General features: G+C 40.5%; 16 protein-coding genes. 2 read left to right on the plus strand and 14 right to left on the minus strand.

Going from position 1 to position 20,961, the window contains the following annotated elements; translation table 11 throughout:
- Positions 1-7: 7 nt before the first annotated feature.
- The 5 genes from dapA to LI951_RS02855 form a co-directional block, all read right to left on the minus strand.
- Positions 8-880 carry a 4-hydroxy-tetrahydrodipicolinate synthase gene (dapA, locus tag LI951_RS02835; protein WP_229441189.1) on the minus strand — a complete coding sequence of 291 codons (873 nt, stop codon included), beginning with the start codon at positions 878-880 and terminating at the stop codon, positions 8-10.
- Positions 881-1,906: 1,026 nt separating this feature from the next.
- Entirely contained in the window at positions 1,907-2,959 is a 1,053-nt protein-coding gene (locus LI951_RS02840; RefSeq protein WP_202068012.1) for an aspartate-semialdehyde dehydrogenase, read from the minus strand.
- A 228-nt stretch (positions 2,960-3,187) separates the two neighbouring features.
- Positions 3,188-4,006, minus strand: a complete 819-nt coding sequence (locus LI951_RS02845) for a ZIP family metal transporter (RefSeq protein ID WP_202068011.1) — start codon at positions 4,004-4,006, stop codon at positions 3,188-3,190.
- Between the two features lie 250 nt (positions 4,007-4,256).
- Entirely contained in the window at positions 4,257-4,475 is a 219-nt protein-coding gene (locus tag LI951_RS02850) for a hypothetical protein (RefSeq protein WP_229441190.1), read from the minus strand.
- Between the two features lie 80 nt (positions 4,476-4,555).
- Positions 4,556-5,152: an alpha/beta hydrolase gene (locus LI951_RS02855; RefSeq protein WP_229441191.1), complete on the minus strand. Its 597-nt coding sequence runs from the start codon at positions 5,150-5,152 to the stop codon at positions 4,556-4,558.
- Between the two features lie 167 nt (positions 5,153-5,319).
- Here LI951_RS02855 and LI951_RS02860 point away from each other — a divergent pair, with 167 nt between their 5' ends.
- Both LI951_RS02860 and LI951_RS02865 read left to right on the plus strand, forming a co-directional pair.
- On the plus strand, positions 5,320-6,633 hold the full coding sequence (locus LI951_RS02860) for a putative DNA modification/repair radical SAM protein (protein WP_229441192.1): 1,314 nt from the start codon (positions 5,320-5,322) through the stop codon (positions 6,631-6,633).
- Positions 6,623-7,441 (plus strand): TIGR03915 family putative DNA repair protein, encoded by an 819-nt coding sequence (locus tag LI951_RS02865; RefSeq protein ID WP_229441193.1) that lies wholly within the window; start codon positions 6,623-6,625, stop codon positions 7,439-7,441. The genes LI951_RS02860 and LI951_RS02865 overlap by 11 nt, the downstream gene beginning before the upstream one ends.
- Positions 7,442-7,494: 53 nt before the next feature.
- On the opposite strand, the gene LI951_RS02870 is transcribed toward LI951_RS02865, so the two are convergent.
- From LI951_RS02870 to LI951_RS02910, 9 genes are all read right to left on the minus strand, one after another.
- On the minus strand, positions 7,495-7,686 hold the full coding sequence (locus tag LI951_RS02870; RefSeq protein ID WP_229441194.1) for a hypothetical protein: 192 nt from the start codon (positions 7,684-7,686) through the stop codon (positions 7,495-7,497).
- A 280-nt stretch (positions 7,687-7,966) separates the two neighbouring features.
- A complete protein-coding gene (locus tag LI951_RS02875) occupies positions 7,967-8,257 on the minus strand; it encodes an immunity 53 family protein (RefSeq protein WP_229441195.1) in 291 nt (96 codons plus the stop codon).
- 404 nt (positions 8,258-8,661) lie between these two features.
- The gene (locus tag LI951_RS02880) at positions 8,662-9,105 is read right to left on the minus strand and encodes an NADAR family protein (RefSeq protein WP_267491678.1); all 444 of its coding nucleotides are present in this window, start codon (positions 9,103-9,105) and stop codon (positions 8,662-8,664) included.
- Positions 9,105-9,428: a hypothetical protein gene (locus LI951_RS02885; RefSeq protein ID WP_229441197.1), complete on the minus strand. Its 324-nt coding sequence runs from the start codon at positions 9,426-9,428 to the stop codon at positions 9,105-9,107. Before LI951_RS02885 ends, LI951_RS02880 begins: the two co-directional genes overlap by 1 nt.
- Before the next feature lie 106 nt (positions 9,429-9,534).
- A complete protein-coding gene (locus LI951_RS02890; RefSeq protein WP_229441198.1) occupies positions 9,535-9,897 on the minus strand; it encodes a hypothetical protein in 363 nt (120 codons plus the stop codon).
- A 149-nt stretch (positions 9,898-10,046) separates the two neighbouring features.
- Positions 10,047-10,304 (minus strand): DUF7336 domain-containing protein, encoded by a 258-nt coding sequence (locus tag LI951_RS02895; protein WP_229441199.1) that lies wholly within the window; start codon positions 10,302-10,304, stop codon positions 10,047-10,049.
- A gap of 121 nt (positions 10,305-10,425) precedes the next feature.
- The gene (locus LI951_RS02900; RefSeq protein ID WP_229441200.1) at positions 10,426-11,013 is read right to left on the minus strand and encodes a hypothetical protein; all 588 of its coding nucleotides are present in this window, start codon (positions 11,011-11,013) and stop codon (positions 10,426-10,428) included.
- Positions 11,014-11,071: 58 nt separating this feature from the next.
- Positions 11,072-11,521, minus strand: a complete 450-nt coding sequence (locus LI951_RS02905) for a hypothetical protein (protein ID WP_229441201.1) — start codon at positions 11,519-11,521, stop codon at positions 11,072-11,074.
- A gap of 10 nt (positions 11,522-11,531) precedes the next feature.
- Positions 11,532-20,960, minus strand: a complete 9,429-nt coding sequence (locus LI951_RS02910; protein ID WP_229441202.1) for an RHS repeat-associated core domain-containing protein — start codon at positions 20,958-20,960, stop codon at positions 11,532-11,534.
- Between the last annotated feature and the right edge of the window lies 1 nt (position 20,961).

Consider the following 20,961-nt stretch of genomic DNA (forward strand, 5'->3'; position numbering starts at 1 on the left):
TGCTTGATTAAACATCAAGTATTTTCAAAATTTTTTCTTTCTCTTCAGAAGTACATGATACAAGAGGCAATCTCAAATCACCAACGGAAATACCCAAGTGATTTAATGTCATTTTTACAGGTGCCGGAGAAGGCACAGAGAACAATGCATCCATCTTCGGGAGCAGTTTTCTCTGAATGCTTGCTGCATTCTTAATATCTCCGCTTTCCAGAGAATGAAACATTTCATATATTTTATTTCCGAATATATGACTGGCAACAGAAATGACTCCCTGGCCACCCAAAGCTTTTGTTGAAAACGCCAGTGAATCTTCTCCTGTGTATACAAGAAAATCCTCTGGTGCCCGTTCAATCAGTTCGGTCAGCGCATCCAAACCAGCGCACTCTTTTACCGCAATAATATTATCAATTTCTGCCAATCTCAATGTCGTTTCCACATCCAAGCTGGCGACAGTTCTACCCGGCACATTATATAAAATAATCGGTAAATCACTGGCCTCAGCAATCATTTTAAAATGTTGGTAAAGTCCTTCTTGATTAGGCTTATTATAATACGGCACTACCGCCAAACCAGCATCGATTCCATCCATTTCTGCAATCTCTTTTACAAATTCAACAGAATCCCGTGTATCATTTGTACCTACACCGCAAATAATCGGTACTCGACCGTTTACCAATCGGATGACTTCGTTAAACAATTCAATTTCTTCATCATGTGTCAATGTTGGCGACTCTCCCGTTGTCCCCGCCAATATCAATCCTTCTGTATGTGTTCCCAGCAAATGCTCCACCAAAGCAGGCAGCTTACCAAAATCAATCTCTCCCGCCTCATTAAAGGGAGTAACCATTGCAGTAATTATTGACGCATTTGTTAATTCCATACACTTAACCTCCAACCATTCTTTTAAGTATTATATACATTGCATCTCAGAAAAATCCGTCTTTCTTCATTATTTAAAACAATAAAGAAAACTGCCGTCAAGAATTTAAAATGGTGTCCTTTCAAACAGACACGATCCCCTCTATCTTTCAGTTTATCACTCTACACTTTAAATTTCCTGTTTGAAGCGTTAAGGTTGTGACAGCTCTTTGCGTATCTCCAGTTACCAATGCTTTCTCAAGCAGGCGTATTTGTATCGAGAATCAAACAAGGTCCTTCACTTCTTAATGGCTTTGCCACTTAGAAATTGATGAGATCGAAACGAAGTCCTTCAATTCTTAGTGGCTTTGCCATTTAGAAATTGATGAGATCGAAACGAAGTGTAGTGTAGTGAGACTCGTAGATACAAGGATCTCCCATTATTGCAGGAACAGCTAGCAGAATGGTATACACAGCTCTGATGAAGATAAATTTATCAGAATTTATTCCATGTACAAAGAGATAGCTGTATGCGAAACAACCATCTGATGAATGTGTAAACATTCATCTTTAAATAGGAGCTGACTAATCGCAGAGACAGGGTAGATATCATGCATCATCTACTCTGACAAGTCACTCGCAGTGATTTATGACAATACGAAGGAATTCACGAAAATGACAAGAAAGCTGTTAAGCACTAAAAGCTTTGTATTGAGGATCTCAACGCAATGGGAGCCGTAGATACAATAAAACTAATTCAGTGCTCCTGCGATTTACTCTCTCAGTTAAAGGCAACATGTTCCTATACACCTTCCTACTTGGTGCTCCACAAATTTGAGGTGACCAAGCAAGTATTGTTTATCACTTATATAACCTAAACTGTGACGAGTGTCTCACGAGGAAACATCTATTTTATATAAAATAGTGACTCTCGATAATTTCGACATATTGTCAAAGAAGCTGCTTTTGGAATACTGTTTATTCATTTTTTGACTCTGAGACATATTAATGTCACAGCCCTCACCTTCAAAACAAGCTACAGCATAATTTATACCCGAACCAAATCCATATCATGCAGTGTTTCTGCAATCTGAACGGAGTTCCATGCTGCACCCTTCAAGAGATTATCAGAAACTACCCATAAATGGAAGCCGTTCTCTACATCTACATCTTTACGAATTCTTCCGACAAACGTTTCCTTTTTATCAATACTTGTCAATGCCTGAGGATAAAGCTGTTGACTCGGATCATCCTGTAATACAACTCCCGGCGCATCAATCAGCAGATCTCTAATTTCTTTAACAGAAGCAGCTTTATCTACTTCTATATAAACAGACTCAGAATGTCCTGATAAAACAGGAATCCGCACACACGTAGCAGTTACTTTCAACGTATCATCTTCCATAATTTTTTTCGTTTCGTTGATCATTTTCCACTCTTCATACGTGTAGTCATCCTCTGAAAAAACATCAATCTGCGGCAACGCATTAAAGGCAATCGGATAATGTTTCTTATCTCCGCCGCAAGGTAAAATATCAGCCTTCAGCTGATCAGCCGGAACTCCGTTAATATACTCAACCGCCTGACTTTTCAGTTCTTCCATTGCACTGATTCCAGCACCGCTGACTGCCTGGTAAGTAGAAACAAGAACACGATTTAGACCCACTGCCTGTCTGATTGGTTCAAGAGCCACCATCAGCTGAATCGTTGAACAGTTTGGATTAGCAATAATTCCTTTGTGATTTTTCAACGCAGCTTTATTCACTTCCGGAACAACGAGTGGAACATCCTGAGCCATTCTAAAATGACTGGTATTATCGATAACAACTGCCCCTCGTTTCACCGCTTCTGGGGCAAATACTTTAGAAATACCCCCGCCTGCACTAAACAATGCAATATCAACATCTTCAAATGATTCCGGAACCAATTCCTCAACGACCAGCGTTTTGTTATTAAAAGTCAGTTCTTTACCCGCAGAACGCTTTGAAGCTAATAATTTAACTCGTTTAATCGGTAATTTTGTCTGTTCCAGCATTTCAATCATTTTTGTTCCAACTGCTCCCGTTGCACCTACCACTGCAACAACATATGATTTTTCCATACTTACTTAATCCCCTCTCAATCTTACTGAAGAAAGTTGCTTTTTCTATTTTACCACAGGATAACGAATTACTACATAGGAAGTAATTCTATTTCTCATAATATTTTCGGTTAGTTTCTTCTGAATTTAAAGAAAAACAACAGCTGGCTCACGGGGATTACCCGAAACAATTCACCTACTGCCGTTTTCTATTCAGTCACTGCTCACTATCTATTTGTCTAGGTATAGTCAGCCCAGTGCCACATCAAGAATCATCATAATAATAAAACCGAGCATTACACCAAATACAGCGAAATGCCGCTTGCTGCTAAGTGTTTGCTGTGCTTCGGGAATCAATTCCTCAACGACAACATAGATCATTGCCCCCGCAGCGAAAGCAAGTGCATAAGGGAGAAGCAAGCTCATTTTTGTAACAAGAACAGCTCCAACTACTCCGGCGATGGGTTCAACGATTCCTGATGCCTGTCCGTAAAGAAACGCTTTTGAACGGCTAAGCCCTTCCTGCCTTAACGGAATGGAAACCGCAGCTCCTTCCGGAAAATTTTGAATGCCGATTCCCAAGGCAACAGATACTGCTGCTAAGACTACTGCTCTTGGATTATCAGCTGATGATGCGGCACCAAAAGCAACGCCTACAGCCAGACCCTCTGGAATATTATGAAGTGTAATTGAAAAAACGAGTAGAATGGTCCGTTTCAGGTGACTGGGAAGTCCTTCTTTCTCGTGATTTGGCCCAAAATGCATATGGGGTAATGTTTTGTCTGCAATATATAAAAATACTCCGCCCATACCAAAGCCAAAGCTTACCACCAGCCATGCAATACTGCCGTTTTCCTCAGCCCGCTCAATTGCCGGAGCCAACAAGGACCAGAAACTGGCTGCAATCATCACTCCTGAAGCGAACCCCAGCATTAAGTTTAAAACCTCTTTTTTTATGTCCTTGAAAAAAAATACCAGCGCTGATCCCAAAGCAGTCATAAAGTAAGTAAATCCAGTTCCACCCAAAGCCTGCTGCCATGGTTCAAGTGACACTAACCAATCAATCATTTTCATCCCTCTTTTTTACAGTTACTGTTGCCTACATTCTACCATAGGCCTATTTTACAGTCTAGCTTATTTAATTTTTAGGACAACCTTAATATAAAAGTAAAGTTCATTTTTTTAATTTTTCAAGAATACATTATCCACCTTTTGAACATTCAAAAAAAGAACCCCAGCTTTCATTTGCCGCAGTTCTTTCAAAATATAATGAGAAGTTACAGTTTTATACAACTGATACTCGCTATTTACTATTTAACTATTTGTCATCATGTTTAGAGAATTTTTCCTTAATATCCTCAAAACCTTCTTTGATTTTGTCGCCAAATGATTCGGCACCTTCTTTGACATCATCCGTAGCATCACGGACTTTACTTTTTACATCGGCCAAACCGCTTTGGAGTTTCCCTTCTGCTTCTTTTCCTTTCCCTTCAACTTTGTCCTTTGCATCGTTTATACGTCCATTTAAATCTGCCATAATTGAAAACCTCCCATAAAATATAATTTTATTTACATTAACAGCATAACATCCCTAAAAATTTGCCACAAATAATCCGCTCATTCAAGATCTGCAAGCCATTTCTTTACTTGTTCCAGTTCCTTTACAGTAATCTGGTGCCCGGCTTCTGTATGGGCTTCAGTTATTTGAGTCCCTCTCGTTCCGAGCTGATTTTCCAGTGTTTTAAAAGCATCTAAAGACACAATTGGATCTCCCTCTCCATAGGAAAGAAAAACTTTTTTATCTTTTAATGGTTCTGTTCTGGAATCCACTCCCAGGGACATTGGATGGAGCAGAATCGCCTTATTTAGTTCTGTCTGTCTTTCTAAAAAAAGATGCCCAGCTATATTTGCTCCATTAGAATAGCCCAAAACAATCCACTCATCCATGTTAATTCCCTGCTCATCGCTGATTGCTGTAATCTGTTCCAACAGATGATCTGTTTCCTTTTCTAAGCTTGGAATATCAAACTGATTCAGCCCATTTCTCTTAAAAAAACGATTCATTCCATTTTCATTAATTTCACCGCGAAAAGACAATATTGTGCTCTGTGGATCAAGGTGCTGTGCAATATCCACCATTGAATACTCATCTCCGCCTGTTCCATGGAGCAAAATAAACTTTCGACCGGTTCCTTTTTCAAAAAGATACTTCATTTATATCAGCCTCCTTTAATTTAAAACACACAGACTTACTTTTGATAAGCAACCTTATTTTATCACTGCTTCGTCAAGTCAACAAATGATTTGTCTGATTTACTCTTTGACATTGAATACATCTCTTGTTAAAATAAGAACGTACGTTCTATAAAGGAGGCATTATTATGGATCTCACCAGAAAAATAGAAATTTTAGCAGAATCCGCGAAATACGATGTATCTTGTGCCAGCAGCGGTGTCACTGAAAATACACGAACAGGAACAGTGGGAAGCACAGCAGCTGCCGGAATCTGCCATTCTTTTACCAGTGATGGCCGTTGTGTCTCCTTATTGAAGCTTCTATTTACAAATGCCTGTATTTTTGACTGCCATTACTGCATTAACCGCAAGTCCAATCAAATTCCGCGGGCAACGTTCACACCTCAGGAAGTAGCAGATTTAACGATGGATTTTTACATGAGAAATTATATTGAAGGACTTTTTTTAAGCTCGGCAATTATTAAAAACGTTGATTACACTTCCGAGCTTTTAATAAAGACATTGAAAATTCTTCGCCATGAAAAAGGTTTTAAAGGATATATTCACGTGAAAGCAATCCCAGGTGCAGATGAGACCTTAATCGAAGAATTAGGTTATCTGGCAGATCGAATGAGTGTGAATGTGGAACTGCCCTCAAGAGAAAGCTTGAAGCTTCTCGCACCAGACAAAGATCCCTATGCGCTATACAAGCCTATGAAGCAGATTACTCAGAAAAAGAAGGAACTGGCAGCATTGCCAGCTGTGAGACACAGCCCTGCGTTTGTTCCTGGCGGGCAGTCAACCCAGATGATTATTGGCGCCTCACCTGAGACAGACCGTACCATTGTTAAAATTGCAGAAAATTTATATCATAAATACGAACTGAAGCGTGTGTATTATTCAGCGTATATCCCGGTAAATCAGGATAGTCTTTTGCCGGCAATGACTACTGATCCGCCCTTATTAAGAGAGCACAGACTCTATCAGGCTGACTGGCTGATGCGTTTTTACAGCTTTACTGCAGATGAAATTCTGTCTCCTGAAAAGCCAAATTTCAATTTATATTTAGATCCAAAAGCCAACTGGGCAGTTCAAAATTATGATCGTTTTCCAGTGGATGTGCAGTCTGCCAGTTATGACGTATTACTGCGAATTCCGGGCATTGGTCCTAAAAGTGCACAAAATATCGTAAAAGCAAGAAAATACTATCGCCTTCATTTAACCGACTTAAAGAAATTAGGGGTAGTTGTCAAACGCGCCAAGTATTTTGTATGCTGTAACGGTACCATTATGGATGGATTAATCAAAGAACCCGAATGGATCATTGCTTCGCTCGTTTCCACTCGTCAGTACAAAGCATTGAAACAGGCAAATACGCAAAGTGACCATGAACAGCTTTCTCTATTCGATACTGAAAAGTTTCATCATACCAAAGAAAAGGAGCTTCTGTATGTCCATTGAAAGAACAACAGCGACATGGGAATATGATGGCAGCTTCGCAGGATTTCTGACAATTGTAGATCGAGCATTCAGGAAAAAACAGTTTCCTGGAATCATCTTGACGCCGGAAGCTGCTATGGAAAGTCTTTTTATCAGTGATTGGATCGATACGAATGTCACACTCGCTGAAAAAATAGTCAACAGACTGCAGCAGCGTTTAACCTCTGAAAATTTTCGTTTTATTCACGATGGTTTTTACGCAACGATGGATAATAAAGAACTCCATCTTTTAGAAGCTTTGGCAATTGCTTTGGATACAAGAGATTCATTAAAAAATTTCATTGGACATCCTTCTGTACTGGCAATAGACAAGGGGTTAAAATCACTGTTTGGTGAAGCACATCTTTACACAGGATTTGTTCGTTTTGAATATGCAGGTGAGCTGCTTTTCAGTAAAATAGCACCCAAACATTTTTCACTTCCATACATCTGTCCACATTTTGCGGAGCGATACCCGTTGGAAAGTATCATGATCTATGACACAACGCACCGACTGCTGGCTCTAATTGATAAGGGGACTATTTCATTTATTGAAAATACAGATTGTCCTGAATTTAACAATGCACAAACGAAAGAAGGCACAATTCAGAAACAATGGACGGCATTTCTGGAATCAGTAACCATTCAGGAAAGAGCAAATAAGAATACGCAGATGAGTCACCTTCCTCTGCGCTTTCGGGAAAATATGGTTGAATTTTATCAAACTGATAAACTATCTTCCAAAAATAGCAGTGCTCTCTTTTGGAAGGATGCGAAAGAAAAACTGTAAAGCAACCTCATTCCTAGGATAGGAGTTACTTACACGGTTTATTTTACACTCTCTCAAAAATCATATGGATCGGAACTTTTAAAATCTTCCACACCCCATTCTTCTTTTGGCTTTCTATTTGTTCGCTCAAAAAAACGTTGAATAGTCATTTCTAAAGCATCAGATACTGTCTTACCATTTCCAACAAAAACAGAAAAATCCCCATCTTCATCTTTAATATGTAAATTTGATACTCCAGTATACATACCGCTTTGACTTTCGTAGACTTTAATTTTAGTTGACGACTTTCTTCGTCACATTTTTCACCGCATTAACAGCTTTACTGAACCACCCCCAATGTCCGGCATCATCACGATACATGGACGGATTGTTATTGGCGTATGTATATATAGAGGTGATTCATCCTCTCTCTACTATCTAATCTACCTCGCTACAAATAACTCGAGAATCTCTGTGATTATCTCGTCATTCTTTTCAAAAAATAATGAGAATCCCTGTTCATTTAAAAATATAGTAATTTCCATACTAATTATTTTCTTCTACCCATTTTTTAAACACTGACAAAATTTCTAAAAGCTTAGTTTCATCTCCTCTACCGACAAACTTCGAATTTCTGATAGTACAATATATCCAATTTGTTTCCCCAGTTAAATCCAGCGTTTCAAAACTGGCATCCACCAGATTAGTATCTGTTAAATCAATATCAACTGACCAACCAGGATTATCCAAAGTATCTATTTTTATTCCAAAAAGATGTTCCCAATCACCATCGCATTGTTCCTTGTACCAATTTTGAAGCCATAAAAGCATATCCATTATTATCATTCCCTTTAAACAGTTTTAGTAGCAATAAATATCCAAATAAATTGTTTAGTCAACTAACTACATTCTTATTTTTTTAGAATAATAATTTATATAGCTAACTTTTTATTTATTATTCTAATTTTTTTAAATCATAATTTGAATGATTGTATTCTCTAGTATTAATAACACTTCCATCAACGTTTTTTATGACATGCCTTCCATACTTGTACTAGCTAGTGATGAGATATAATACTGACCTTGACTATTTGGTTTCCCAAAGTATTTCTCTAAGTTCTCTTTTTTCTGCTGTGTTCCTGTTTTTATCGGAGGGGCTTCAATACACTATATGTATTTCAAGAAACTCAACTAAAAGTATAATTATTACTCCTAGCTTAGCTTCTTGATTTTTCACACGACTATTTCTTTTCCTCTGCTAGAAAATCCCGAATTTCCATCAGTAATTTACCCAACATATTTTTACCCGTGCCATCCGTTCCACAACCCCAGTAATAATCGTTGCTTGTTTTTTCTACAAGCTCTTCTTCACCCGTATCCAAGAGCTGTTGGCGGATTTCGGCGTTTTGCTGAAACTTTGACAGTAAGGCTTTTTTCATGACCTCATCTTTTATTTCTTCCCAATCTTCACGTATAGGATATGCTCTGCTTCTACCTAGCTTGGCTACTTTCATGGGATTCTTTTCCTGTTGTATCTTCTTTCGGTACTCCTTATCCGCAAACTTTGCAGCTTGAAAGTAATGCTCACTTGTAGGCCAGTGCTCTCCATCTAACTCAAACTCATAATGAGCAAAGTTTGACATATATCCATATTCTTCTGTTCGTTTATAAAAGTAAATCGTCATTATAACGTTTTTCTTTCTTTTGTATCACCAAATATACCTGCCATACAATCTTCTACTTGCGCAACTTGCATAAAAAAGGGACTTCTAGGCTCACAGTATTGTGCCTCACTTATTAATGAACAGTATATGAAGAATAGGGTACTGGATAGTTTTCTTGAGATAATCGATGATCCGTGTATCTTTCTATTTATTTCATCCAATATTTCTATAAGCTTATTGAAACTCTTTTCACCTATACGTTTTTCCACTCTTGCAGGAACTAAAATGTCCAGAATCATACTATCGATTTTTTCCGCAACCTCATTCATTTCTTCAACCGTCATTGTAAAACTCCTTTTTTTCAATATTTTTTCATTTTCTGATTTTTCGATAGTTTAACCAACATCACAATCAGGTATTTATGCAACAAATCAAATAACGCTTCACCTTCTAAGCTATCGTCGGATCAGCAGCATACCAAGCATTTATTCCATTGATGTCAAGATTATCGTCATATAGCCACACAACATAAATAACTATGTCACTAATGCCTATCCCCTCCGACACATTGATTTGCCAACCATTGGTTAAATAGGATAATGTGAATCCTTCAAGGTTTTCTTTTGTACCTATACTCAATTTTAAATTTTTACTGTATAGACTGATCAACTCAAGATCTTCTCCAGTTTCAATTTCCGGTTCTACCTTTTTCTGATTTGCTAAATCGATACAAACCTTTAAATCACTCTTTGAAGGACGAACAATTATTTCATAACGCTTGTCTACTGTAAATAATCTATCCTTATTTGACAACTCTCTAAATGAATAATCTATCTTTTTATCATTAACAAAAATCTCTAGCTCACCTAAAGGAGTTCTTAATATAGCCCTTCCCTCATTCCAACTATTTTTTCGCTAAGATGTATCAAGTACTTCATCTTTGATATCTTCCTACGTAAAACTTAATCATCGATCCAAGTTCCGGTTTCACCATCCCAAGTTACAAAACCTTCCGTCCAATGATCCTTACCTAACTGATATTTATCAATATAGAAACAATCGTTTAGAAACCTTTTAAATTCTTGTTTTTCTTTGAATATCTTTTTGACATCCTCCGCACTCTTTCTCGTGCTATATATGCCAATAATTTTCGTTTCCTCAATTGTTACTCCATCTATCACTTCATAATCATAACTATGCTGTAGCAAATATACATTCATTTTTTCTCACATCAATAGGATATAGACTTCCTTTTCTACAATTTTTTGAAGTATCTATAAACTTCTCTAGTTCTCTCTATATGTAAGAAGAGAGGTCTATCAACCTCCCTCCATCATTCACCTATCCCGCTACAAATGAATTAAGAATCTCTGTGACAGTTTCATCATTCTTTTCAAAAAATGATGGTACCCCCAATACATTTATAACAACATAGTCCGTGTCTGTTTCTAAGAAATAGTAACGAATCTCGATCTTTACTCCTTCTGATTTTTCTGTGAATACGTAAAGATCCCCTGTATAGTGAGTCGTTTGGTACGAAGATTTTTCAATTTCATCTTCCTGTACATCAAATTCATCGACTGAAATGATTTGATCCGTTACCAACTCTTTAAAAATTTCAAAGCTGTCAATATCTGTTTTCTTCACACCATAAGAAATTACTGCTTCACTTCCTGTTGCATTCCCTACGTTGAAGGAAATCCCTTCTTCTTTCGGCTGCTCTTTCCATCTTTCCAAAATATTTATTTTGTACACTGTTCCTTCAATGTCAAAGCTACTTTCTACCAATTCAGATGCCTTTGGAACAGATGATTCAACCACTTCCTTAGATTCACTTACTTTCTCAGAACTTCCTGCTTTTTCTTCTGTTCCGGAGGCACATCCTCCCAATACAACTAACGTCACTAAAACTATTGCCCACTTTTTCATTCATTAATTCTCCAAACGTTTCATTTTTACCAAAACAACCTTTGAATTTTTCAATCACCTATTTTTCAGCCCAAATCGCAAAACGTGCTATCTCCCCCTGACAAACAGGGCATGTCGCTCGCTTCAATTCCGCGCTTTTGCGCATCAATTCAAATCGCTCAGGTAGCGCAAGATACAAATCAGGATCAGTGGGATTAGCAATTATTCCTTTCCAATTACAGTTCGTGCAAAAAGAATTTTCTAGATGCACGCGTTGCCACTGACCAGATACATCAAAAAAGAGCATCGGCAACCACATATCTTTATTAGCAATTTTTACTTTAATTAATCCACACACAAAACCAACATGTTTCTCAGAAAACTCAATTTTATAATCAATATCTTCTGTTAAAATAGAGCTATCTAACGCAATCCCTTCGTATGCTCTATTCTTTTTTATTGCCACCCATTTACTTTTATCTACTCGATGAAATTCTTGTCCACAATTATGGAATATATCTTCTTGCATCGCTTATTTCTCACTTTCCAAATCCATTTTTTATCAAATATTCACTTTCTCCTGCTCCTCTAAGCGTTTGAGGAATCAAATCTTTTGATGGAACTTGTAATTCCATTACTATACCATTTGGACCAGCAAAGCCTTGTGCAACACTTTTATCTGTGGTAACAGATACTAAACTTCTATCAACACCAAATTCTCTGGCCATTTCTATTCCAAATTCTCCATGTGCCTCTACATAGGTCTTCTCATTTCCCCATATTTTTATCCAATCGTCATATGCACTCTGGGATGCTGCATAAGCCTTATCAATATTGTTTGTTTCCATGTAGGTATTTCTTGTTGCGTCACTCATAACTTGCCCAGTTTCATCATAAACTGCTTTCTCTGCTACTCGGTCTGTCCCTCTATACACAGTTGTAACATCATCGCCCTTATCCGCAAAAAATTGCAGATCCATCTTCAATGGCGGTTTTGTACCTGTAGTTGTTTTTCCACTATCGACAGCGGCTTTCACAACATCATCTGCTACAGAAGCACTTGGAGTGACTAGCTTCACTACATCATCCACCAAGCCAGTTCCTACTGCCTGCTTCGCTACTGATCCTAAGCCTGAAGCAGCGCCAATCGTACCAAACACACCTTCTACTACTCGTTCAGTCGTACTTAGTTCCCGTCCCGTCAACCAGTCTTCACCTGTTACTGCATTACTCACACTACCAACTGCTAACGTCGTTCCCAGAACCACGCCTAATGGAGCAGTTACCGGTATAACGGTTAAGATGATCGTTCCTACACCTAGAACAGTCTTGATTGCTCCTTCATGCTCTTTCACGAAATCGCCAACGGCTTTGGTTGCACCTTTCCACAACGTGCTTGCACCTTCACACATTTTACGAATGCGTGCTTCTGCTTTCACACGTGTTTCTTGGGCAACTTGAATCGCATACTCACGTGCCTGTTGATAGGCGATTTGGGCTTGTTGGGCTTTCGTTGCAACCCATTGTGTGGCTTGTCCAGCATAGTAATTGACTTGATTGCTGACATATCGAACCCCCTGAGAGGCATAGCTGACTGCCGCATTATAGGTTCGCTGAACTGTTCGAACCGCACTGCTGCCATAGCTGACCACCTGGCTTACAGCTCGCGAAACTGTATTTACCACTCGCCGAACCGTATTGACGACGGTGTTAACAACTTTTTTCACCGTATTAACAACTGTCTTCACAACTTTTTTCACCGTATTTACGACTTTCTTCGCCACATTCTTCGCTGCATTAACGGCTTTACTGATCCAACCCCAACGTCCGGCATCGTCACGATACATGAACGGATTATTATTGGCGTACGTATATTTGTTCTGAGTCACTGGTTTATCCTGCTGACCAAGTACGGTGTCTTGCTGAGTGAAGCGACCGGTGGTTGTATCATATTCTCTGGCACGCAGGTGCTGCTGCTTCCAGTTGTCATGGTACTGACTGCGGTAGCCTGCTTGGTTGTCGATTCGTCGTTCACTGCGACCGAATTCCTGATACAGGTTGCTGGAATACAATCTGCCAGTTGCTTTCTCAGTCTGAGTGATGTTGCTTCCCAAACCGTCTTGATGATAATTATCCAGATCGTCTCCGATCGCGGTTCCTCGATCATCATAAAACAGTGTGGCTTCCTCAGTCGTTTTGATTCGTTGGTCGTAGGAAGTCGTTATCATTTGTAGGGGACTGACATACTCCTGCGTATAGTCATTGATATACTGGATCATTTCGATCGTGTGATCCTTATCCAATGCTTTTTTCATTTTTTCTTCTTTGACTTCTCGACGCTTCGCTTCATGATCGATCCGCCAAGTTCGATCTTTCATTGGCAGGCAGAATAGTGAGAATTTCGCTGTTAACGCATCCTTCAACGTAACATCGCTGCTGCTTAAACGCAGCTGTGCTTCTCTATCCGTGCCCTTCATCCATTCCATCATATCTGTCTTCAACTTGCGGTCGTTTTCTGTTCCGGTCGTTTTAGACACACGATTACCTAAAGCATCGTAATAATAGAATAGCTGTTTGCCCCACGTACTGCTTTCTTGAATCAAACGTCCTTCTGCATCATAGACATAGCTGGTCACTTCCCCGGAAGTACTTTGTTTTTTACTCACATGACCGTTTGCATCATATTCGTAAACAGCACCTTTGTCACCGGTGATTTCTTCCAGCTGATTGTCCGCATTGTGCGTCCATTCCTGTGCGCCCTTAGACTTGCCATTGACTTCTTGTCTTACACCTACCCGATTCCCTACATTGTCGTAAATATAGTAGGTGACTCTGGTCGTCTTGCTTTCTTTCTCCGTCGCTTTGATCAGTTGATCTTCTTTGTCGTACTCATAGGCTTTCTCCAGCGAGAACTTCGGATACTTGAGTGTTTCATTGATAAGATTGCCGTTTTCATCATACGCATAAGTTTGCTTGGATTGTTCCTGACCATGGATATCAAGCGTGACTGCTTCACTGATTTCCCCGGTTGCCAGATAGCTATACATGGATTTCGTGCCGTTCGCATATTGGATTTCCAAAATTTGTCCAAGTCCGTCGTAGCGATATGTCGTTTCCCCTGCTGCATCCTTGACTTTGGTCAATTGGTTTTTCTTGTCGTATTCATACGCTGTTTTTGTACCATTTGGATAGTGGATCTCTGTACGACGGCCAAAAGCATCGTAAGCATAGCCCACTTCTTCTCCTGTGTTGGTCACAGCCTTCGTCAAGTCGCCAAATTCATTTCGCTCAAAGTTGAGCGTATGACCTGTCGGCAGTTGATCCTTGAATGCCTGCTCTTCTATTTCACTAAAATCAAAGGTGGTCGTAAGAGCCGCTTCTGTCAGCTGATCACTCTCGTCATAATTAAAGACAAAATCCTGATTGTTCATCTGTTTCCCAACCATACGGTTTAATTCATCATAGCTGTAAGCGATCGTTGCCCCGTCTGCTTTGGTATTTTCAGATAACTGTCCATCCAATCGATAGCTATAGGTTTCTTTTTTCCCATTTGCACTGATCAGACTTTCCAGCTCTCCTACTGGTGTGTATTCTAGCTTGGTCTGCCCATTGTTGGCATCGGTAATAGTTGTCAGATTGTCCTGAGCATCATACGCATAAGTGGTCGTTTTTTCCAAGCGGTTGGTCATTCCTGTTAAACGGTTGACCTTATCATAGGTAAAGACCTGACTCTGCTCTTTCGCATCAGTGATTTTCGTCTGATTGCCGTTGCCGTCATACGCAAATGTTTGCTTGTTCCCGCGCGCATCTGTAATGCCGGACACTTGATTTCTGCTGTCGATCGTTTGCTTCGTCACAGCTCCTGTTGCGTCGGTGGTTTGAATCAACTGATTGTTTTTATTATACGCAAAGCTGGTCGCAAATTCGAGCGGATCTGTTTCTTTTAGTAGATTTCCGTTCTTATCATACGTATAAGTCGTATGCGCATCGTTTGGTGCGATCATTTCCTTCACGTTGCCTAAGCCATCATAAACAAAGGCTGTCTTGTTGCCGCGAATATCGATCATGTTTTGCACACGATCCAATAAATCATATTCGTACTGAATACTCGTTTTATTCGGATAGGTCATACGAGTCATACGGCCTGTTTTATCATAGGCATAGCTCGTTTCCTGTGTGCCGGCCTTTACTTCTTTCGTTAACTGGCCAAATCGATCATACGTATACGTGTTTAACGGCTGCTTATGAATCGCATCAGAAATCTCCGTTAATTGAGAGAACTTGTCATAAGCATACAGCTTTTCATAGCCCTTCGCATTGATTTCACTCGCCAAGGTCCCATCATCATTATACGTATAGCTGGTTTTTGCTCCGGCAGCATCTGTGATGTTCGTCAATTGATTGCGTAGGTCATACGTGTAGCTGGTTTTACGATTAAGCGGATCGATGGTTTCAACTAAATTATTGCCAGCATCGTACCCATATTTCGTCAAATTCCCTTTAAAATCACTCTCCGTTATTTTTCGTCCGGCACTGTCATACGTGAAGACTTGCTTGAAGCCTTTAGCATCGACTGTTTCCACCAAACGATCTAACGCATCATAGCCATGTGTTGTTTCATTGCCCTGAGCATCTATTTCCTTCGTGATGTTACCATTAGCATCATAGCTCTGCTTGCTGACAGAACCTTGTGCATCTTTGGTTTCGATGACTCTGCCTAACGCATCGTAAACAAAGCTGGTTTGTCCGTTGTTTTCATCGGTCAGCTGAATCATTTGCCGATTCAAATTGTACTGATAGGATTTCGTATCTTTTCCATTATTGATTTCTTTGATCAGATTTCCAACGTTATCGTACTCATAGCCGACACTTCCGCCGTTATGTTTTTGGACTGCTATCAGCTGATTACGGCTGTCATAAGTGTTTGCTTCAATCGTTCCCTGAGGACTCGTCGTTTGGATCAGCTGACCAAGTGCATCATAAGCATAAGAGGTTTTATTTCCGGCGATATCTGTTTCAGCGATCAGCTCTCCATACGCATTGTAAGCATACGTCTCTTGTCTCTTCTGGCTATCTGTCACACACAATAACTGTCCCATCACATCATAAGAATACGTTTCTTCCTGCTTTGTACTGTCGGAGACTTTAATAAGATTGCCCATCTTATCATAAGAATACTTGGTCACAACACCCATCGGCGTGGTTTCTTCCACTAGCTGATCGGCTTTATTATAGACATAGTTCGTGACTCTACCCAAAGAATCAGTCAGACTCGCTACATTGCCGCCTTCATCATAGGTAAAGGAAGTTTTATTTCCTAGAGCATCAGTCATCGTTTTGATTTCATTGGTTTTGGTATAGCTGTATGTCGTACGGTTGCCCATTGGATCTGTTTTTTCGATCAGGCTGCCATTCTTATCATACTTGTACTGTTCGATTGCTCCTGTTGCCCATACTTGGGTTTCAAGCAGGTTTAAGGCGTTGTAGGTATACAATGTTTCTGTCTTATCTGGTCCTACTTCCTTGACCTTATTGCCATTGCCATCATAAGCAAATTGATAGACCGCGCCGTTGGCTTCCGTAATTTTCAGCACATTGCCTTCGCCATCTGATTCGTATAACGTTTTTGTGCCATCTGCTGCAGTACTTTCTTTTACAAAGCCTCCGGCATCGTAGGTGATGCCAGTCTTTTGACCCAGTGCATTCGTTTCTTCTGTTCGATTGCTCCGACTGTCAAAGGACTGTTTTGTCTCTCTATCGCCATCTTTGACTGAAATCGGCTGGTGCTGCTGATTATAGGTATAGGTAGTAATTTTTCCACCCTTGTCCTTTTTCGTCAGCAGATTGCCGGACGCATCGTATGTGTACTCTTCCGTCGTCTGATCCGCAAAGATGATTTTAGTCGGCGAGCCATTGGCTGTTCGTTCATAGGTCGTCACATATCCAAGGCTGTCTTTTTCTGTTGCTACAAAGTTATTCACATCATACGTATAGGTCGTCGTCTTCCCATTTGGCATAATTTCCTTTGTGACATTTCCGGCTTTATCATACTGGTATTTTGCTTTAGTTCCATCCGGAAACTCTATTTCCGTTCGTTGATTCAAAGCATTGTAGGACATCTTCTTCAAATTGCCGAGATAGTCGCTTTCAGTGATTACATTGCCGTTGCCGTCATAGCTGAAGGTTTTCACCCCTCCGACAGCATTGGTCTCACTGATGACTTGCCCGATCGCATTGTATTTATAACTCGTCTTGTTGCCATTAAAATCAGTTTCGCTGGTTTGATTGCCCTCACTATCATAGGTGTAGGTCTTAAATTGTCCATTGAAGTTGCTTTCTTTTATCAGCTCACCACGTGCATTACGCTCATAGGATTTTGTTTTGCCATTCCCATCTGTTTCTGATAGTAAAAGCCCCCGAGCATCGTAGGTATAGCTTCGGATCAGCCCGGAAGCATCCGTCTCGCTCGTCAAGTTTCCATTTTCATAGGTATAGCTTGTCACTTGTCCCAAAGCGTTGGTTGCTTTGATTTTCTCACCTGATGCGTTGTATTCAAAATGAGTCGTGTGTCCGTTTTGATCGGTCAGTGTAATTTCATTTCCTTTAGCGTCATAACTATGCTGAATGGTATTGCCTTGACGGTCCGTCTCAACAAGCGGTTGACTCCATTCGTTGTAAGTCGTTGTTTCTTTCGTTCCATCTGAATAGCCGGTACTGGTCAGATTGCCTTTTTCATCATAGCTGTATGTCGTTTTTTGACCGTCTCGATCGGTAAACGCCGTTAACTGGTACTTGTCGTTGTAAACATTCGTTACTGTTGTACCATCTGCATACTCGATTTTTGTTGGTTGATAATGGTCATTGTACGTAGTGATCGTTTTGTTGCCATTGCCATCAACTGTCGTGGTTGTTCCTTTTCCATAAGAAAGTGTTACGACATTTCCTTCGGCATCGGTTTGTTTAATCACACGGTTTTCTTTGTCATATTCATTGGCATAAATCGTTTTACCGTCATCGCCGGCATAGCTCAGCATACGGTGTTGATCATCATAGACGTAGGTAAACTTCTTACCCGATGCATCAACGACCTTAATTAGGTCTCCCGCTTCGCTGTACGTATACTGGTTCTTAGTGCCATCTGGGAAAGTAACTTCTGATAAATGTGCATTGCTATCCCATTTGAATTGCAGCTTCTTCCCGTTAAATAGTTTGATTTCCTTTAAGAAGCCTGTTTCGCCATCATAGCTGTACTCTTTCTTCGTTCCATTGTTCGTCTGAATCGAGCGAATCTGCCCCGTCGCATCAAAAGTATACGTCCATTTTCTTTGTGTATCCTTCAAGACAAACGTCCGTTTTTCTACTTCATCTACGGTCTCCATTACCTTGCTCAATTCGTAAGGCAACGCACCTTCGACTACATAACTACCGTTATCTTTTCGAGTGAAAAAGACCTTGCCGCCGTCATCCAGCGTCAGCATCATACTTTTATCTGCCAGTTGATTCAAACTGAGCAGCTGATTCAAGGTCCAATTTCGTCCGATTGGGCTATCCTGTCCCTCGCCCATTGCATTATACGTTCTGGTAAACCGCTCTTCTACTTCATTGTCATACCACGTACCGTCCGTCATCTCATACAAAAGATTTCCGCTGCCGATATTGATCGGTTCAAAATTGAACTGGCAGTGCTTCCCACGTCCCATAGACAGAGAATCCAATCGGATCTTTTCAGCATCCGTCAAGGGTTTTGGCGTATACGCTTTTCCAGCATTCTTTTTTGGATTGCGGATAAACACAACATTTCCTTGTGTCAGCATCTCATCCTTCATGTTGTTGTCTCTCATGAAGCTAGCTCGATTTTTCTCTAATCCGTAAAAGGCCAGTAGTCGAGACAAGGTGTCCTGACTGGAGACCTTATACAATTGGAAGCTGTCATACGTTTTTTCTGCTTTATCATTTTTCCCGTTTTTATTGTACGTAACAGTCGCTTCTGCCTGATACAAATGATTTTCTTTCAATACAGTGGTCAATAGTTCCTTAGTTTGCCAGTTGCTGGACAACTCCAGATACCGTTGCGCATCCTTAAATAAAACCGGATAATTCGGATAGAGATAATCTCGACCGATCGATGGTTCTGTTCCGGTGTAAATCACTTTATTGCTATCGTTTTTATCTTTTAAACGATAGGTGATTTCTGCTTCCGGACGTCCGATTCCATCAAGGCCAAGCGCCGTGAACTGTACCAGCCCGTCATTGTCACTACGAACGAATGGTCGTAGCTTCAAAGTTGTTTGATCCAGTGGCATATTCTTGTCGATCGGTGGTTTTTCACGATGTTCCAAGACCACATACGGCTCTCCGCCTGTCCAGCCTTTTCCACCAAACAATTCCGCCTGCGAATACGGCATTTCATGCGCCGACATCTTGTTGTTCTTCACCAGCACACCATGATTATCCAACCCATTTTTCCAGTCGTTGGCCAATGTCGTAATATCGAAATCGACCCAGCGGTTATTGGTATCGATCCCCGCCATTTTTGTTTCCTTGCCATCTTCATAGGCAGGTGGTCCATAAGGGCTGCCTAACTGTCTGATGAACTTATCATAGCTCAAAGAAGAAAACGCCCCGACATCCTTCGTGATTCCGGCCGCTTCAAAAAAGCGAGTAACGACTTTACCGTTACCATCTTTTGCGGTATCGCCCCAAAAGCCGGGATCACCGACACGCTTCATTTTCAGTGTAGCAGACATGATCTCATGCTGCTTGCTGATTTCTTTAAATTTCTGATTAGGTATTTTCAGTACACCGTATGTCTGAAAATGACCCGCACCATCATCACCAGAGCTGTAGCCATTGTCATAACCGATCATCATATACGGCTGAAAGGCATAGCTCATTTTATCGTCATATTGACGAATACTCGTCGAGTCGACACCATTGACAGTGACCTTTGTTAATGGCATCACCTGCAGTGAAACTTTCGCCTGTTTTGCCTGTTGCACTTGCTCTTCTTTGATTTCAGTAACCTGAATGGTCGCTGTTGCTTCATCAAAGGTATAGTTCAAAGGAGCAATCAAGTCATTATCCAGATTTAGCAGCATCGGCATCGGAATAACCTCTGTCAATTGCTCCTTTTCATAAATCCCAATGATTCCTTTATCCTTCTCTTCCTTCGCTGTTTTTCCTTCTGATAACTGCAGCTGATAACGAATGGTTTGAAGCGCTGAATCCGCGTCTACATACTGTAAGAACTCAACCACACCATCATGCATCGCGATTTCTACCGGCTCCGTCTCTTTATCCGAAGCTAATAAAACGCGGTCTTCCTTTACTGTAGAAACCTCATAGGATTCCTTTGGCAGGATGATTTCCACGGCCTCTTTTTCATCCTTGATCTGAACCGGCGTTTCTGTCGTCACTGTTTTCGGGACAACGACCGGCACGTCTCCAGTACCCGTGATAGCTTCTGCTTCCTCAACAAACTCTGTCGTTATTTCCTGCCAGTTTCCTTGCTCGTCTTGCTCATGGATCGGACGAGTAAACAGGATCGTCTCGCCTTCACCTGTCTCAGGATGGATAAAGGTCTTTGAATAATCACTACGATCTGCTAGCACCTCTTCCTTCCCAGCTTGAAGCGCACTCTCTTTTATTTCCTCTAACGTAGATTGCTTTGACTGTTCAAATTTTTCTGAAATTTCTTCTGATACTTCATTGTTTCCAGCGTCAGTTGAAGAATCAGCTTCTGGTGCTTCTTCTGACTGTTGCGCCTGTTCCAATTTATCCTGCACATCTTGCGGAAGCTCGTCCTTCGTTACTTTATCCCCTTCTGTTAAAGGCGGATGACTCGCCGTCGATTCTGACGGAAGCACTTCTTCAGCAAATACTGGTACCAATCCCCAAGGAACCACTGCCCCAAACTGGAAAAATACAATAGAAGAAATTAACACTTTTCTCCAATTTTTCTTTTTCATT

This window comes from Enterococcus sp. BWT-B8, assembly GCF_020567625.1.
In the GTDB taxonomy this organism is placed as follows: domain Bacteria; phylum Bacillota; class Bacilli; order Lactobacillales; family Enterococcaceae; genus Enterococcus_L.

Bases quoted from the DNA above. Each gene is read 5' to 3' on its own strand.
- LI951_RS02880 (WP_267491678.1), bottom strand. From the start codon at position 9,105: ATGACGATTTACTTTTATAAACGAACAGAAGAATATGGATATATGTCA.
- LI951_RS02875 (WP_229441195.1), bottom strand. From the start codon at position 8,257: ATGGATATGCTTTTATGGCTTCAAAATTGGTACAAGGAACAATGCGAT.
- LI951_RS02895 (WP_229441199.1), bottom strand. From the start codon at position 10,304: ATGAATGTATATTTGCTACAGCATAGTTATGATTATGAAGTGATAGAT.
- LI951_RS02860 (WP_229441192.1), top strand. From the start codon at position 5,320: ATGGATCTCACCAGAAAAATAGAAATTTTAGCAGAATCCGCGAAATAC.
- LI951_RS02870 (WP_229441194.1), bottom strand. From the start codon at position 7,686: ATGTATACTGGAGTATCAAATTTACATATTAAAGATGAAGATGGGGAT.
- LI951_RS02910 (WP_229441202.1), bottom strand. From the start codon at position 20,960: ATGAAAAAGAAAAATTGGAGAAAAGTGTTAATTTCTTCTATTGTATTT.
- LI951_RS02905 (WP_229441201.1), bottom strand. From the start codon at position 11,521: ATGCAAGAAGATATATTCCATAATTGTGGACAAGAATTTCATCGAGTA.
- LI951_RS02850 (WP_229441190.1), bottom strand. From the start codon at position 4,475: ATGGCAGATTTAAATGGACGTATAAACGATGCAAAGGACAAAGTTGAA.
- dapA (WP_229441189.1), bottom strand. From the start codon at position 880: ATGGAATTAACAAATGCGTCAATAATTACTGCAATGGTTACTCCCTTT.
- LI951_RS02845 (WP_202068011.1), bottom strand. From the start codon at position 4,006: ATGATTGATTGGTTAGTGTCACTTGAACCATGGCAGCAGGCTTTGGGT.
- LI951_RS02885 (WP_229441197.1), bottom strand. From the start codon at position 9,428: ATGACGGTTGAAGAAATGAATGAGGTTGCGGAAAAAATCGATAGTATG.
- LI951_RS02865 (WP_229441193.1), top strand. From the start codon at position 6,623: ATGTCCATTGAAAGAACAACAGCGACATGGGAATATGATGGCAGCTTC.
- LI951_RS02900 (WP_229441200.1), bottom strand. From the start codon at position 11,013: ATGAAAAAGTGGGCAATAGTTTTAGTGACGTTAGTTGTATTGGGAGGA.
- LI951_RS02855 (WP_229441191.1), bottom strand. From the start codon at position 5,152: ATGAAGTATCTTTTTGAAAAAGGAACCGGTCGAAAGTTTATTTTGCTC.
- LI951_RS02840 (WP_202068012.1), bottom strand. From the start codon at position 2,959: ATGGAAAAATCATATGTTGTTGCAGTGGTAGGTGCAACGGGAGCAGTT.